This window comes from Blastocatellia bacterium (assembly GCA_016713405.1).
In the GTDB taxonomy this organism is placed as follows: domain Bacteria; phylum Acidobacteriota; class Blastocatellia; order Chloracidobacteriales; family JADJPF01; genus JADJPF01.
The window spans coordinates 367992-384099 of record JADJPF010000022.1 but is presented as its reverse complement, the minus strand read 5'-3'; the positions used below and the strand labels follow the sequence as shown (position 1 = coordinate 384099).

At 35.7% G+C, this 16108-nt stretch carries 16 protein-coding genes; 11 read left to right on the top strand and 5 right to left on the bottom strand.

The window, feature by feature from the left end; all coding sequences use genetic code 11:
• Positions 1–128: 128 nt before the first annotated feature.
• From IPK14_23145 to IPK14_23115, 7 genes are all read left to right on the top strand, one after another.
• The gene (locus IPK14_23145; protein MBK7996166.1) at positions 129–281 is read left to right on the top strand and encodes a hypothetical protein; all 153 of its coding nucleotides are present in this window, start codon (positions 129–131) and stop codon (positions 279–281) included.
• A 63-nt stretch (positions 282–344) separates the two neighbouring features.
• Positions 345–1019: a prepilin-type N-terminal cleavage/methylation domain-containing protein gene (locus IPK14_23140; protein MBK7996165.1), complete on the top strand. Its 675-nt coding sequence runs from the start codon at positions 345–347 to the stop codon at positions 1017–1019.
• A 20-nt stretch (positions 1020–1039) separates the two neighbouring features.
• The gene (locus IPK14_23135) at positions 1040–1654 is read left to right on the top strand and encodes a prepilin-type N-terminal cleavage/methylation domain-containing protein (protein MBK7996164.1); all 615 of its coding nucleotides are present in this window, start codon (positions 1040–1042) and stop codon (positions 1652–1654) included.
• A 10-nt stretch (positions 1655–1664) separates the two neighbouring features.
• Positions 1665–2843: a prepilin-type N-terminal cleavage/methylation domain-containing protein gene (locus IPK14_23130; GenBank protein ID MBK7996163.1), complete on the top strand. Its 1179-nt coding sequence runs from the start codon at positions 1665–1667 to the stop codon at positions 2841–2843.
• Positions 2844–2890: 47 nt separating this feature from the next.
• Positions 2891–6691 carry a hypothetical protein gene (locus tag IPK14_23125; protein ID MBK7996162.1) on the top strand — a complete coding sequence of 1267 codons (3801 nt, stop codon included), beginning with the start codon at positions 2891–2893 and terminating at the stop codon, positions 6689–6691.
• Positions 6688–7014 (top strand): hypothetical protein, encoded by a 327-nt coding sequence (locus IPK14_23120; GenBank protein MBK7996161.1) that lies wholly within the window; start codon positions 6688–6690, stop codon positions 7012–7014. The genes IPK14_23125 and IPK14_23120 overlap by 4 nt, the downstream gene beginning before the upstream one ends.
• 44 nt (positions 7015–7058) lie before the next feature.
• The gene (locus tag IPK14_23115; protein ID MBK7996160.1) at positions 7059–7592 is read left to right on the top strand and encodes a hypothetical protein; all 534 of its coding nucleotides are present in this window, start codon (positions 7059–7061) and stop codon (positions 7590–7592) included.
• Between the two features lie 6 nt (positions 7593–7598).
• Here the strand turns inward: IPK14_23115 and IPK14_23110 are convergent, their stop codons facing one another.
• Positions 7599–9017 carry a serine/threonine protein kinase gene (locus IPK14_23110; protein MBK7996159.1) on the bottom strand — a complete coding sequence of 473 codons (1419 nt, stop codon included), beginning with the start codon at positions 9015–9017 and terminating at the stop codon, positions 7599–7601.
• An 86-nt stretch (positions 9018–9103) separates the two neighbouring features.
• Positions 9104–9472 carry a hypothetical protein gene (locus IPK14_23105; GenBank protein ID MBK7996158.1) on the bottom strand — a complete coding sequence of 123 codons (369 nt, stop codon included), beginning with the start codon at positions 9470–9472 and terminating at the stop codon, positions 9104–9106.
• Between the two features lie 181 nt (positions 9473–9653).
• Here IPK14_23105 and IPK14_23100 point away from each other — a divergent pair, with 181 nt between their 5' ends.
• On the top strand, positions 9654–9935 hold the full coding sequence (locus IPK14_23100; protein MBK7996157.1) for a hypothetical protein: 282 nt from the start codon (positions 9654–9656) through the stop codon (positions 9933–9935).
• A gap of 8 nt (positions 9936–9943) precedes the next feature.
• On the opposite strand, the gene IPK14_23095 is transcribed toward IPK14_23100, so the two are convergent.
• The 3 genes from IPK14_23095 to IPK14_23085 are packed head-to-tail and all read right to left on the bottom strand — an operon-like array spanning position 9944 to position 12516.
• Positions 9944–10456, bottom strand: coding sequence for a hypothetical protein (locus IPK14_23095; protein ID MBK7996156.1), 513 nt, complete (start codon positions 10454–10456; stop codon positions 9944–9946).
• Positions 10453–12228 carry a hypothetical protein gene (locus IPK14_23090; GenBank protein MBK7996155.1) on the bottom strand — a complete coding sequence of 592 codons (1776 nt, stop codon included), beginning with the start codon at positions 12226–12228 and terminating at the stop codon, positions 10453–10455. The genes IPK14_23095 and IPK14_23090 overlap by 4 nt, the downstream gene beginning before the upstream one ends.
• A gap of 27 nt (positions 12229–12255) precedes the next feature.
• The gene (locus IPK14_23085) at positions 12256–12516 is read right to left on the bottom strand and encodes a hypothetical protein (GenBank protein ID MBK7996154.1); all 261 of its coding nucleotides are present in this window, start codon (positions 12514–12516) and stop codon (positions 12256–12258) included.
• A gap of 374 nt (positions 12517–12890) precedes the next feature.
• On the opposite strand from IPK14_23085, the gene gnd reads away from it, so the two are divergent.
• The 3 genes from gnd to IPK14_23070 are packed head-to-tail and all read left to right on the top strand — an operon-like array spanning position 12891 to position 16025.
• Positions 12891–13790 (top strand): decarboxylating 6-phosphogluconate dehydrogenase, encoded by a 900-nt coding sequence (gnd, locus tag IPK14_23080; GenBank protein MBK7996153.1) that lies wholly within the window; start codon positions 12891–12893, stop codon positions 13788–13790.
• Positions 13791–13807: 17 nt separating this feature from the next.
• The gene (locus tag IPK14_23075) at positions 13808–15319 is read left to right on the top strand and encodes a S8 family serine peptidase (GenBank protein MBK7996152.1); all 1512 of its coding nucleotides are present in this window, start codon (positions 13808–13810) and stop codon (positions 15317–15319) included.
• 46 nt (positions 15320–15365) lie between these two features.
• Entirely contained in the window at positions 15366–16025 is a 660-nt protein-coding gene (locus IPK14_23070) for a phosphatase PAP2 family protein (GenBank protein ID MBK7996151.1), read from the top strand.
• Positions 16026–16108 lie beyond the last annotated feature (83 nt).

Sequence of the window (16108 nt, the reverse complement as noted above, 5' to 3'; positions counted from 1 at the left end):
AAATCAAACATTTTGTAGTTAAAATGTACTTACAAAATACCTAAAAAAAGTTGTAGGAGAAAAATTAAGATTTTATTAATTTTTTTTGCTATTTTAAGGACTTTATCGTTGCTTAAACAGTCATTTTTATGTTACTTATGATAAGTTATAAAGCTAGTAGTGTAGCTTTCAAACAACTTAACTTAGTAGTAACTCAAGCTCAAATTAATACATCTTCTAACAATATTTCTACTTATAAAATAAATTTAAGTTGTTCTACAGCTACTACTAAATACTTCTAATAATCCAAAACTAAAATTTAACTCTGTTACTTTTTAATAAGCTGTGAGTTGGAGTTTATTCTCATGAAAAGATATAAAGGATTTAGCTTAATAGAACTCTTAGTTGTATTTATTATTTTGGCTATTTTAACTACCGTAACAGTACTAACACTTAATCCTACAAGACGAATGGTAAAAACAGAAGATGGGGCAGCAGCAGTTTTTAATATAATGCGTCAAGCTCGTATCCAATCTATTACACGTCGTCAATTTTATGGTGTAGTTGTTAATACTGCAAATACAGATCAAACCCTAACCTTAAACAATTCAAATATTAATCTAACATTTTTAACCCAAAGTGTTTCTTTAGTTGATATGGGAGAACTTGCACCAGGTGATGAAGTAATTATTCTAACCAAACAACTTCCTCCAGATGTAATTGTTAATGCTAGCTACTTTCCAATACCAAATATGGATTTTCCTGCTCCAGAACGTAACTTTACCAAATATGATTTTGCTACAGGCCCATTTGTCACCTATTTTGACCCAGCCGGTCGTGCAGTAACCTTGGCCGATGGAACAGGAACTCAAACTTATTCAACATTTTATTTTTCTTCATTTGACATTGACCTAACTCAAGGCCCTACCTTACTTAGAGCAGTAACTTTGTATGGTGCTACTGGTGGTGTAAAGCTTTGGCGTTATCTTCCTACTGGCGCACCTAATAAATGGTCAACAAAAATTGATATAAATAGTTAGGAGGTTGTTAAATATATTATATGAAAACTAACCAAAAAGGCTTTTCTTTAATAGAAGTTTTAATTGCAATAGTTATTATTACTATAGGTTTGGTAGCTCTCTCAGGTGCTTTAGTAGTTGGCGTAACTTTGCCTCAACGCTCTCGCCAACAATCTATTGCCAAACAATTAGCTAACAACATTATGGATACCATTATCACTGCAAAAGAAACTGCCAAACCAGGCTTTGATGTATTTTCTAAATTTAACTCTACTATGCCAATGATGAGTGGAGGACGTTTTACAGGTGGCGTTGGAGCAGTTTTACTACCTGGCCCAGATGGTGTATATGGTACTTGTGATGATGGTCGAACAGGGGCTTATAATGATAATTGCCCAGGGCTAGGAACACAAGTAGAAACACTAGATATAGACCCTGGCCCAGATGGTCAATATCCTCCTCCATTTGCTGCTGATAATAGAAGAGTCCCTCTTCTTGGTTTTACTCGAAGAGTAGATATTATGGATATTGGCCCTGCTTCTAAGCAAATTGATGTAACGGTTAGTTACCCTAATGCTACAGGTGGACGTGAACAAGTCACTTTAAGCACTCAAATTAGTGATTTTGCTATACTTACTCTACCTTCAAATAACTAAGGAATAGCTTATGAAAAAACAAAATTTATATTCCAGTAGCCGTGGTTTTACATTAGTAGAGATTTTAATTGCCTCCGTACTATTGTTAATTTTAATTGGCCCACTTTTTTCATTTCTTCGTGTAGGGCAAGCTAATCGTTCTGTAACATTAAGAACAACAGATATAGAACAAAATGCACGTGCTGCAATGATTACAATGGGAAGAGACATAACTAATGCAGGATTTAATTTTGCTCCACAAATTGATCTAGGAACAGTACCAGTGGTTTCTTCTTTACAAGGTGGAACTTCTCTACTTACCCCTATTATTCCCGGTAATAACTTAAATCGTGTCCGTGTTGGCCCAAGTCTTTTTAATAATACCGATCAAATTACTTTAGCTTATGTAGATCAAACATTTAACAATGGTTTACCATTAACAGGTAATTATAATTTAACCGGTGGTAATGCTACTTATACGCTTACCTCTGGTACTTTAGCAAACTTATTTGCTGGTGATCTAATTATTCTTAGCCGGGGCCCAATTTCTGCAATAGGTGTTGTTTCAAATGTTAATAGTGGTAGTCCAGGTCAAATAACTTTTTCTGGTGGCGATCCATTTCAAATTAATAGATTTGGAATGACTGACCCTTTAAATCGTGTTTCTTTAGATATTGAAAACGTTCCCATACAACCCCCTGTTTTAGCTTATCGCTTTAATTTTATAACTTTCTTTGTTGATGCTGATGGTAATTTAATTAGACGAGAAATTTTACCTCCTCCACATACTCCAACAGGAGGAAATCCTGCGGTTTCCCCTCAAGAAATTGCCGCTGACCTACGTACCTATAATTGTGCTGGTACTTGCTACTATGACAATATAATTGCTACAGGTATAGAAGATCTGCAATTTACTTACAATGTAACTGGAAGCCAAATAGGAGGTATTGTTCAACCAATAGATGACCCTGGTGCTTTAGGTTCTCCAGGAAATCTAAGTATGGGTGAACCTTTTAGACTAGCTGAAATTCGTCAAGTCAATGTTTCCTTAAAAGTACGTGCAGCAGACCGAGATACTAAACTTCGTGATCAATATAATCCAAACCAAGGTTATCTATATCGCTTTAGCTTAAATGGCACTTTTGGAGTTAGAAATCTATTCCAAACTAATTATGTTCCTGATCCACCAGGAACAAATCCAAATCCATAAATACTTAATAATTATTTTTATTTTATTGTTTTTTAAGGAGAATTTTTATGCGAGCAGTAAGAAGATTTTGGCGTAAAAAGCTTCGTAAATTGCTGTCTCCAAAAGCTTTTCAAGAACGTGGCTCTGCTCTTATAATTGTCACGCTTCTATTAGCTTTGCTAACAATTTATGTAAGTGCTTCATTAACAATTACTACTACAGATACTGTATCTTCTAACTTTGAAGTAGCTCAACAACGTGCTTATTACACAGCTTTTGCTAAATTAGAACAAATGTCACGTGATTTTAGCTCTTTGTTTGTTACTTCAACTAGTCCAACTTATGATTCATTATGCAGAGTAGTTTTAGCACCGCCAGATGTATTAAATAATTTCCGTGTAGTAAAACCTAACGTTAGCTGTCCTCCAGGTTCTAATTGTGTTCCAGGTTATCCTGGCGTTGATTTTAACTCATCAAATCTTTTTGATTTAGGCTGGATAGGTCAATCCAATTTTTGTGTAATTGATGTGTGTAATCCTAGTGGTTCAGGTTGCACTGTTGCAGCACGTCCTCCTTACCCAGTAAAAATCCAAGATGGAACCTATGCTGGATTGCAGGCATTTGCTAGACAATACCGTCAAGTTTCTACAGTTACTAACCAAGTCCGAGGTGGGGCAAACGTACAACTTACCCGCGATTTTACTAACTTTTTACTTCCACTATTTCAATTTGGAATCTTTACTGATTCTGATTTTGAACTTTATATTCCTCCTAACTGGGCGTTTGGTGGTTGGGTACACACTAACCAAAACTTCTACCTTACTGGTAACACAAATGCTAGTCTTACTGCTGGTGGAGATACAATTTCTTTTTCACAATATGTTGCTAGTGGTACTACAGTAATTAAAACTGCTGCAAAAATTACTGTAGGTAAACATATGATCCTTGGTCAAACAAAATCTGGCAATGAAGCCCGTGCCAACAGCCGTTTAACGGTTTCTACAAATAGCACTGGTGGTTTACAAAGATTTAATCAAGGTAGCGCGCTAGGTGGAGGATTGATAAATAATTGTAATGGTGTGGAAGCTCCTGCCATTGATGCGGTTCCTGGAACAAGTTGTGTAGTATCAGCACCTGGTGCTGGTAGAGTTGGTGGTAAAGCCGATCCAACTATAAGAGTAGATGCACCTAGATTAAATTTGCCTATCCAAAACATTTTAGGTGCTAATCCAGTTCAATTAATTAGACGTGGACTAGCATCAGATTTTGATCCTGCTCGTAGTTCTCCATATTTTGCTGCTCGTTACTACTATAAACCTACAATTCGCGTAACTTTAGCAGATTATCAAGCACAACTTCCTAGAACAGTTTTACCTGGGGATATCAGCAATCCTGCTGCTCCTACAGGTGATTTTGGTGGTGTACAGCTAGATGCTCCTGACTTTACACTTGGACAATTACCTCGTGCAAATCCAACAGGCAACCCTCAAGTACAAGTACAAGGGTTTCCAAATGGCAGCCCTAACTGGCACTATATGCTAGATGACACCCAAGGTGGAAATAAATATAGACCTCTACCACGTGGTTTTCAGCCAAAAGTTGTTAATCCCGATGATGGAACACCTCGTCCAACAGGTGCTAGAGTTAATGGTTATCGTGTTCATGGTTGGATTAAGATAGAAGTTGTTCGTGCTAATGGAGTAACTCAAGATATCACTCAAGAAATACTTAACCTTGGTGTTACAGTTCCTTATTCTGCTAATAATACTGGAACTACCCCAGCTACATTTTATTATCCACGTACCAATCCAAGCTTTCCGCCAACAGCGTATCAAACAGGGCCATTAGGATTTGGTGTCGGGCCATTTCCAGATGAAAATTCTATCATTCACTTACAACGTTTTGCTGTTCCTTATAGACAAAACCCTGCTCCAGATATTACAACTAATCCTCCTGCTGATTTAGTTGGCCTAAACCCTGGACTAGACGCTTTAACTAATAATGTTGTATCTGATTATTACTCAAATATGGCAAGAAGAGTTTATAACAACCCTGCAACTTCGGGTTTGAGTATGTTTGGTATAGAAGACAATTTAGATACAACACCAGATCCAATGTTTCCAACTGGAAAATATAGAACTCGTGTTGCTGCAACTGCACAACCTTATTCAGAACCACAACATGATCAAGGTGGCTATTACACAGGTATAAACCCAACAAATGGCACTCAAATATTACCAAGTAACGTTTTACCTGGTCACATAATTGATTTTAATGGTAATGCTAATACTTCAACTACTCGTCAAGGAACAAACCTTTTTGGAGAAAACTTAAACACTCCAAAACGTAGATATAACCGTCCTACTCCAGGATCTTTACCAACTATAAATGATACAGAATCTGTAGCTTTTGTTGATGGAGAAACCACCTGGATACTTAACGATAGTACAAACGCTAGGCATAGACTTATACCTTTCCCAATCAATATTTTTGATTCTCGTGAAGGTACACCTCATGAACCTAATAATTCTGGTAATGGCCCTACTCCTGTACCAGGGTTAACACCGTTTGCAGTTACTAAAGTAGGAACAATGAATTTAATGGAAATAGATATGGGCAATCTAGGAAGATTATTAAAAGGTGATTTTGATGATCTTTTTAGACAAATGGGAAATACCCCTTTTAGAATGGCTACTGGTAGTCCATTAAATGCTGCTGCTTTAAGAGATAATATTGATGTTTTACAAGACAATGGTTGGCTATTTTATGCTTCTGACCGTCGCGGTGATGAACCAGTTTTGACAACAAATTTAAATAAACCTGGTGCTGGTGCCTCTGCTCCTAATATGGCTGATGCAACTCCTACAGAAGGAAGAATTAGCTTAATTGGGGATGGGGAATATCAAAGAGAAAATGTTGTTTGGAGTGATGGCGGTAACACAACAAGTGGAACTAATTCTGCTGTTCCTCGTGCGCTTGGCGGACAAACAGGTTGTACAGGAGATTATTTAACTAACAACCGTGATGAAGGAAAATCTCCTCAAGATGCTAATAATGATTGTGTGATACAAACAGAATCAAATGGGTTTAGTGAATCTGCTGCTTATAGCTCAGCATTCCATAGTGGAGGCGGAACAGTAACTCTTGAAGATCAATATGATAGTGGAAGAACTTATGGAACTGCTGTCAATACTGTCCAAAGACTAGGAAATATGATAGCCCTTACTCAAGTACCAACAAATTCCGTTGGTCAAGTAACTTGGACTAGAAAACCTCCTACAGTTTTTAATGGGACTCGTGGTGATCAAAGAGTAGAGCTATTTCGTAGAGGAGTACGCTTAGTTAATGCTAGCAACTTATTTCCAACAGGGCCAAGAATGGGAACCTGTGGTTTTCCATTAGGAATAAATGTAATTTCAGAAAATCCTGTTTATGTACTTGGTAACTATAATGCTCCTGCTGCTGAAGTAAATGACTTAGATACTTTCCCTGGTATAAATGGGACTCCTCAAAGCCCAACACCTGCAACCCAATATAATGGTGCTAATTTTGATACTTGTGGAAATAATTGCCATGTTCCTGCTGCAATAGTAGCTGATGCAATCTCATTGCTATCTAATCCATCTGTTGGTACAAGCGTACCTAACTGGGGTGGAGCAGGTGGTTATGCAGGTTGGTTAGATGCTCGTACTTTTACTAGCCCATATCAAGCAATTGGTTATCGTCCTGCTAGAAACACTGCTTATCGTTTTGCTTTAGTTAGTGGTTATACTCTAGCTGGTATCCTCAGTTTTGGACAACTGCAACTGGAACAAATGTTAATGATATTCATCAAGGTAATAGTTCTGAGTATTCATCAGGTGCTATGAATAACTTCCCTCGTTTCTTAGAAGATTGGGGACAAAATAGCGGTACTGCTCGGATCCAATCTGCTACTTATGCTGGTTCATTAATCCGAATCTATAAGAGTACTCAAGCTAATGGTGCTTTTAAGCGTGTTAGTTCTGCAAGTGTTGCAAGTAATTTTACCACAGCAGATAATGTGGATTATGTTTATCGTCCACCTAACCGAGATTGGATCTTTGACACTGACTTTAATAATCCTTGTACTCTACCTCCAGGATCTCCATTCCTGCAATTAATAGACTTTAAAGGATTCCAACAAAGCCAAATACAAAGACCTACAAACTAATTAAGGAGATTAGAGGGGCAAGCTCTTTGCCCCTCTCTTACTTTATGTCTGAAAAGAATACTAAGAAACCACAATTTATTAACCCAGAAGATTCCAATCTACCAGAAACATTTTCACAACATCATTGGAAAGTTTTAGGGGCAATCGCATTACTTTTTGTTGTTGCAATTGGTTATAAATTCTTTTCCCAACCTTCAGTTAAGTTAATTTCTCCTACTAACTATCAAACGCTTGATGCAAAAGATTTAGAATTTCGTTGGCAGTGTAACAAATCTGGGATTTCTTATGTTATTGAAGTTTATGACGAAGGCGAACTTGTGATGCGTCAAATTACTGACCAGCAAAATTATAAACCTGATGAGTACCAATTATCATTTCTAAAAAAAGACCGTAAGTATTATTGGGTAATTATTTCTAACCCAGATATAGAACAGTCTTATAACTTTAAGACTGAAACAAGATATTTCCAAATTACTAATCCTATAGAAAATCCAAATTTAATAACGGATCCTCCACAACAGGAACCACAACAGGAACCACAGCAAACACCACAGCAAACACAACCTGAATTAGATTAGGGTTTATTACTTAGCTGCTAAACCTTTTGCCTGCTTTAATATATTAGTAAGCGATTTAGTTGCTTTTTCCAAATCTACCAAAACCCCGCTATCTACGTTTTGTTGTTTTGCTATTTGTCCCATTATTGCTTGTAAAGCCATAGTTGCTTCTTGTGAAGCGGCAAATAAATAAACCGGCAAGTTATCAGACGCAATAGAATAAGTTTTTTCTGGGCTACTAAAAATAGATTTACCTTCTTCAATTACAGTAAATCCTTCTGGAAGAGTTGTTTGTCCCATAAGATCAGCATCAACACTACTAACTACATTTGGAGAGGTTTCATTACTTCCTATTTCACTTAATCCAACACCTTCTGGTAAATCTCCTGTACTAGGTTTTTTCTCTGGCAATTGTCCCATTTCGCCAGTAAGTAAGATAGCTGCTTCTAAATCCTCATCACTAGCATTAAGGAAAAGGTCTCTAAATTGCCCTTCTGTAACAGCTTTTACAGCAGCTTGTAGAGAAATGGCCCATTCAACAACATTATTAGGTCTATTTTTAGGCACTTTTTCTAATGAGTGCATTACTACTGCATTTACTACAGCAGGTAAACTAGGTCGAACTTCATATATAGGCTGAGGCTTTTCAGTAGCATGTTTTATGGCAATTTCACTTAAAGATTTTCCTCTAAAGGGTAAAGTGCCTGTAAGCATTTCATAAAGCATTACACCTAGAGAATAAATATCTGAGCGTTTATCTACAGGGCGGCCCCGGCTTTGTTCAGGGGACATATAAAGAGGTGTGCCAATAACTAAACCATCTCGAGTAAGAGCAGGAGAATCAGCATCTTCAACAAAACCACGTAATTTTGCTAGTCCAAAATCTACTACTTTAACAATTTCTTCATCTCCATCAGTATGTAAAAAAACATTTTCTGGTTTTAAGTCTCGATGGATGATTTTATGTTTATGGGCAATAGCAACAGCAGCACAAATTTGTTGAATTACATTATTTACATCTATTAATGATACATAGCACATCTGTTTTAGCTTTTGGCGCAAACTCATACCATTAAGTAATTCCATCACTACATAAACTAGATTATCAGTAGTAACACCAAAGTCAAAAACAGCAATAGCATTAGGATGACGCACCTGCATTGCTGCATAAGCTTCTCGGCGAAAGCGTTCAACAGCCAAAGCATCATTATTTCGGTCGCTATGTAGGACTTTTACAGCAACAGGAACATTTAATTGAACATGAGTTGCTCTATAAACCGTACCTGTACCACCACGAGCAATTTTAGCTTCAATTAAATATTTATTGTCTATTAGTCGCCCAATAATATCTTGTTGTGCAAGAAGTGTTATTAGTTCTTGACCATCATAGGGACAAAAAGCGTTAGCATCTTCAAATTTTCTATTACAAGCTGAACAACGCTTCATAAACACCTCGGAATTTTTCTAACACCCAAATTATTAATCCACAAAATTAAGTTTTAGAATAAGTTGCAAATTTATTTGCTTTCTAATTATTGTGGTTTTAGATATTGTGTAATCAATCGAAAATCTTCAATCATTTTCCCAGTGCTAGGAAGTAGATCATAGAGAACTTCTAAAGCTTTTAAGGTTTCTTTTCCATCTTCTTCTGAGATTTGGTATTCACGATAACAACCTTCTTCTTGAAACTGGACTAATAAATCCATAGCACCTGAACGCATACGGGAAAAAGTAACAAAAATACCTTCTTCTGAAATCATTGCATAGCGTTGTTCAACAGTACCGGGTTTCCATTCCACTTCATCTGGATTAGTTCTAATCCAATCTAATCTTTTTTCCCTTGTAGCATGTTGTAGAGCTTCAATCATAGCAAGACGCATTTTAAATAATTCCTCAGACAACTTGCCCTCCTAATTTATTAAATTTTTATTAAATACTTTTAAGGAATAAAAGATATTAGCATCTTTAAGATAAGAAATAGAAACATTTTAATTTAATCCCTAATTGTTATCCAAGAAAAAATATGTTAAGTTTATCTGCTTCTTACCTAATATACTTATAACTCATTAGGGAGATAAATATATGGCAATTAAACCCAATGATATCAAAAAGCTTGCAATAGAAAAAAACACTATTCAATTAAACCAACTCATCAATCAATCAGATGAAATAATGCGTATGGTGATGGAAGCAGGCGATATGGATGCTGCCGAAGAAGCAGCCCAAACATCAGCAGAAGCTGCTGCCGCATTAATAGTTCGTAAAAAAGGTGTTAGAGACCTTGCTCAAAGAGTCCGTGATCGAGTCGAGGAAAGCGGCCCGGCTAAAGTAAGCTCAGATAATAACCAAACTGAAGAAAAATAAACTGGTTATTATAGTTTTATAAGTAATTCCCCTGCTCTTCTTCCTGCTGTTTGACCAGCATATTTATCTTTTATCTCTACTAATAATTGTCTTATTTCTTGTGTATTAATTGTTCCTACAACTTCTAGCATAGCTAGTAATTCCATTTCATCTTCACCTAAAAAACGAGACATTAATTTTTTCCAAGGATTAGTAATAGCACGTATTCTTTCTATAAAAGGGTTAACTAGATTTGCAGAAAGCAAATGACGTTTGCTAGCAAGTATTTGCATTGCCTGAAGTTGTAGTTGTTGTATAGATTTAACATTTACAAAACTAATATGTCTACCTAAAGAGATTTCTATTAACATCCTCAATGCTCGTTCAGAATTAAATTTACCAATTAAAGCTATTACCATTTTTAAGTAGGCTATAAGTCTTTCTGTTTCTTCTAACTCACTATCAGAATAAAGTTTTTCATCAAAAATAGATGTAATATAAGGGAGTGCATCATCTATGGCTAGAGCCTCTAAGCTAGTCAAAGAAGCATAACGTAGTTGAATAAAAGGGATTTTAAGTAATTACCTAATAAGCCAATAGCTTGTCTTTGTGCGATTCTTTCTTGGGGTGGAATGCGTCCAATTACTGCTATTAAATTCCTAATCATAGGCCAATTATCATTATTAGCTACTAGTTTTGACAATTGCTGTAAAAGATGAGAGGTAGCTGTTTCTTTATGAGCTTCTATAAGAAGCATCCAAAATCTTTGTTTTTGTCTATCAGTTTCATAAATTAGGTTTTCTAGTAGTTTATCAGGTGCTAATTCATCAAAATGTGCCAGATAAATACGCAGTGCTGGCACTAATGCAGGATCACTTGACATGCTACGCATATGAGGCTCGCTTAACTCTGTTGCTGCCCTAAATTTGCGCAATCCATAACGGACTTTTTCATCAAAACCTTCTAAATAATAAACTTGCTCAACAATATATAAAAGTTGCGCTCCAAAAACTCCTTGCCCAGCATTAAAACTAGTGATGGAAATGTCTATTAAAGCTTCTAAATAAGGTGTTAAATAAAGCTGTTTTGTAGCTAATTCAAAAATTAGTGACTGAAGTTCTGCTATATAGCTATCTTGTTCTTCTACAGAAAGCTTTAATAAAGACATTCTAAGCTTATGAATTTTGGCACTAATTTTTTCTGGTGTTGCTTGGGTTTCTTCTTCTTCTTTTGTTTGAGAGGATTTATCAAAACTATCAACTGTATCTGCTAGGTCAAAAATTACTTCATAAGTAGTTAAATTATTTATATCAACAGCCGTAATATCATTTCTTTTACTACTAAAACTACTTGTAGATGAACTAGTTGTATAGCCTGCTGGAGGCTCTGCTATTTTTCCATAGTTACTTACAGATAATTGAGTAGGATAACTACCAAAGGATGATATCGCCTCACTATTTGGAGTTTCTTCTACTTGTCCATAATTGCTATTTGGAGGTGCAGCAATAGGATAATTACTAGCTGAAACATTAGCTTTAGGATAACTATTAAATGATGACATTGGCGAAGCAGGCAAAGACTGAGCCAATTGCCCATAATTATTAGATGAAGGATAAGCATTTACTGGATTTGTGTTATTAGGATAGCTACTAAATGATGATACTGGTGAATCTGGTAAAGCATTATTGGCTAAAGTAGCTGGTGGTGGATAATAACCCCTATTTGGCTGAGGTTGATTTAGATTTTCTGGTGGGGCATATAAGCCAGTAGTTACATTTTGTTGGCTATTTACTATTTCTTTACTAGAATAAGTTAATTTTTCTTCTATAGAGCCAACTATTGGTTTTACAGAAGTATTTTCTTTACTAGGAACAATGCTTATTTCATTTGTGTCTAAACGACGGAATTGATAACCCCATTCACTAGCTAGTCTTTCTCTAAGTGTTTTTAGTTTTTGACGAAAAGCTTCTTTTTCTTCTTTAGGACAACTACGAACCAACCCTTCAAAATATGGCATATAAAATTTAGAAGGATCAAAACTGTCTAAAGCCCTGCTATGATCTGCTGCCGCTATTAGTTCAATACTTCTTAGATAATACTCATGTACTAAATAACCGTCAGCATTAGACCTAAGTAATGCCCAATTAGTCACTATTTGAGCAACATCTTTAGGAGGAAAATAAATAGGATCTTCAACTCTCAGTGTTAAAGACAAAAACTCTTTTACTGAGGCTAAAGGAACACCTTGTAAATAGCTAATAAAAGCTTTTTGCAAACTGTCTAAATCTATTTCTCTGATTGGATTTTCACTCATAAAGATTTTTCAGCTTTTTTAGGTTAATTATTCTATATCTATTGGGTCATCTCCTCTAAGAATATTTGCTCTTGAAATATCAATTTTTAGTTCTTGAGTAGAACGTTTTTCAAAAGCAAATCTCTTTTGCCCATCAACTTCAATTTCTATATTACATCTCATATTAGGATTTTCTCTAATCCCATCAAACCCTAATAAAATGCAGTTAAACCAGACAGTGTCATAATTTTTACATTTTATACAAATCATGTCTGGATGTGGGGCAGAAGGTTTCTCATCAGCTTTCATGGATAAAATCCCCTAGCATAATAGTTATTAATTTTTTATTAATTTTTTTTTATTTTTTATCAATTATTACACATTAATCAAGTTAAAAAAAACACTAAGTTCAAGAAACTATTGATTTGATGGCTGTAGTAGCAGGCCAAAAGTTACTCTTAGTTTTATTTATTTTATTTTGCTGTAGATCAGTAAAAAAATACTGCTAATTTCAAGCTTTATTGTCTTCGCCTAATAACAAAATTCTGATATTGTTATGCGGCACCTAGAGAAATTTTCTTAGTTTTCTTAGTTTTCTGTTTTACTCTTTTTTAGTAACAAATTAGTAGTAAATTCCTAGCAAGAAATTAAATCAAAACCTACAAATCAAATCAGGAGGGACTATGCAACTTGGATTTATCGGGCTTGGCAAAATGGGGGCCAATATGGTGCAACGCCTACTTAACGATGGACATAACATAGTAGTTTATGACCGCAGTGTAGAAGCAATGAATTCCCTTGCCGAAAAAGGGGCAACAGCAGTAAATTCATTAGCAGAAATGGTAGAAAAACTAGAGCATCCTTGCGCAATATGGATTATGGTGCCATCTGGTGGCCCTGTTACAAATACTATTGCAGAATTAAAACCCTTACTTAGTGCAGGAGATATATTAATTGATGGTGGAAATTCTAATTATAAAGATACACTAAGCCGTGGAGCAGACTTAAAAGAAAGTGGTATCCATTATATGGATGTTGGTACAAGTGGCGGCATTTGGGGCTTAAAATTAGGTTACTGTATGATGATAGGTGCTGAAACGGAAGATTTCCAAAGACTTGAACCAATTTTTAAAACCTTGGCACCAGAAAATGGTTATATGCACGTTGGTGCGCTTGGCGCAGGTCATTATTCTAAAATGATTCATAATGGTATTGAATATGGAATGATGGAAGCCTATGGAGAAGGTTTTGAAATTCTACGTGCTTCTGGCTTTAATTATGATTTAGGTAAATTATCTAATCTTTGGATGAATGGTAGTGTAATTCGTTCTTGGCTTTTAGAACTATGTGGTAATGCTTTTACTCGTGATCCAGATCTTGAACAAATTCGTGGTTATGTAGAAGATAGCGGAGAAGGTCGCTGGACAATTATGGAAGCAATTGATAAAAATGTCCCTGCACCTGCACTAACCTTAGCTTTGATGATTAGATTCCGTTCCCGCCAACAAGATTCATTCTCAGCCAAAGTAATTGCAGCACTACGTAATGAATTTGGTGGTCATGGTGTAAAAAAGAAAGATTAAAGAAAGACTAACGTGTTATGAGTGGCAAACTAGCAGAATACAAAAGTTATGAAAAAACTAGAAAGTTACAACAAGCTGTTGAAAGCCAATTTAGCCTTATTCCAACTCTTCAAAGACTAGATGCAGATCCTAATTTACAAGGTGAAAGCATTACTATTGCGTTTTTAGATTCTGGTTTTTATGCTCATCCTGACTTAATTCAACCTGAAACCCGTATTCTTAAATACATAGATATAACTAATCCTGAAGATGGGGATCGCCAACTCTATAAAGCAGCTAATCAAAGTTGGCACGGAACACAAACTTGTGTATCTGCTACTGGTAATGGCTATCTTTCAGATGGTCATTACCGAGGTATTGCCGCAAAAGCTAAGTTAGTATTAGTAAAAGTTGGGTCTAAAAAAGGTATTGAGCCAGAAAATATTGCTGCTGGTCTAAGATGGGTACTAGAAAATAAAGATAAATATAATATTCGTATTGTTAATATTTCTCTTGGCGGTGATGAAGATATTCCATACCTAGACAGTGAAGTTGATGTAGCAGCAGAAGCAGTAGTTGCAGCAGGTGTTGTTGTTGTTGTTGCCGCGGGTAATTCGGGCTGTACCGATAGACCAAATCTAACTCCCCCAGGTAATTCACCTTCTGTAATTACTGTAGGTGGTTATGATGATAATAACCGTCCTGGAGGCTCTGGACATAAAACCTTATGTGATGAACTTCCAACAATGTATTGTTCAAACTTTGGCTATACGGCTGATGGTAACTTAAAACCTGAACTAATAGCCCCTGCTATTTGGGTTCCTGCACCTATTTTGCCAACAACTAAACAAGCTAAACGTGCTGTAGCTCTATGGGAGCTTTTTCATACGCCCCGACATTTGCTTAATAAACGTGTTCGGGAACTTTGGGAAGTAGCCGACCTTCCTGAAAAACTTCATAGTAGAACCCCTCCAATAATTCTTAAGCATTTGTCAGAAAAAATAGCTGAAGATAAGCTACTTACTCCTTATTATCAACACGTTGATGGAACTTCTTTTGCTGCTCCAATAGTTTCTTCAATTGTTGCTCAAATGCTAGAAGCTAATCCAAAACTTACCCCTGATATGGTAAAACAAATCCTTATATCAACTGCTCATCGTGTACCTTATTTCCCACTTCTAAGACAAGGCTTTGGAATTTTAGATGCTCGCAATGCTGTAGCAGAAGCACGTAAGGAACATGCAGAAATCCACTATAAAGTTATCCCATCCCCCATTATTGAGCATGGAGGTTTAGTTTTTACTTACCATAATGCCCAAGCTAGTTCTATACATCTAGCAGGTGATTTTAATAAATGGAGTACAACCAAAACACCAATGAAAAAATTAAAACCTGGCCTTTGGCGTGTTAGTTTGCCTTGTCCTGAGCCAGGCGTTTACCGCTATAAATACTTAATTGATGGTAAAACTTGGATTGATGACCCTGGCAATGGTAAACGTGAGCCAGACGGGTTTAAGGGCTTTAACTCTATTGTTGTAATTTCTGATTAAATTAATTATTCTTTAAGAGAAATTAACACCTAGCAATTAAGTAATTATGTTAGCATCTATTAAAGCTATAATTAAGCAGTTTCACTTACTAGAAAAAGTATACTCAATAATAGGTATAGCTTTTTTTTCTGTGTTAGCTAGCCTTGCCTATCAACATAAACCACTAAATATAGATATATTAGTTACTTGTTCCTTACAAGCATATGTAAATCTAGAATTTTTTATGCGCACAATCTCCTTTTTAGGAGATAATTTTTTTGTTGCCGTTGCATTAGTACTAACGTTTACAGCCCTACTTCATTTTGTTAAACAAAGCTTAGAAGCAAAACTACTTTTACTAATTACCTCTGTAGGCCAATCAACTAATGCAGTAATTAAGTTATTAATTGCTCGTCCACGCCCAGCAAGTGAAGCTTGCGTCCAAGTTTTAGTTAATGAACAAACCTTAAGTTTTCCTTCAGGTCATGTAATGCACTATGTTTGTTTATATGGTTTTTTATGTTTTGTAATCTACAAAAAAGTCAATAACTTACCATTGAAAATAATTTTGATATTGCTACCCGCCTTTTTAGTTCTATCCATTGGTGCTTCAAGGATTTATCTTGGGGCGCATTGGTTTACAGATGTTACTGCCGGATATTTACTTTCTAGTATACTATTAATTTTTACTATTAATTTTTACCATCATATAAAAAAAGCAGGCTAATTATGCCCGCTTAAATACTTACAAGTTAGAAACAAATTAGAGTTTGTTTTATTCTGTTTATTATTCTTTTAAATGATGATAAA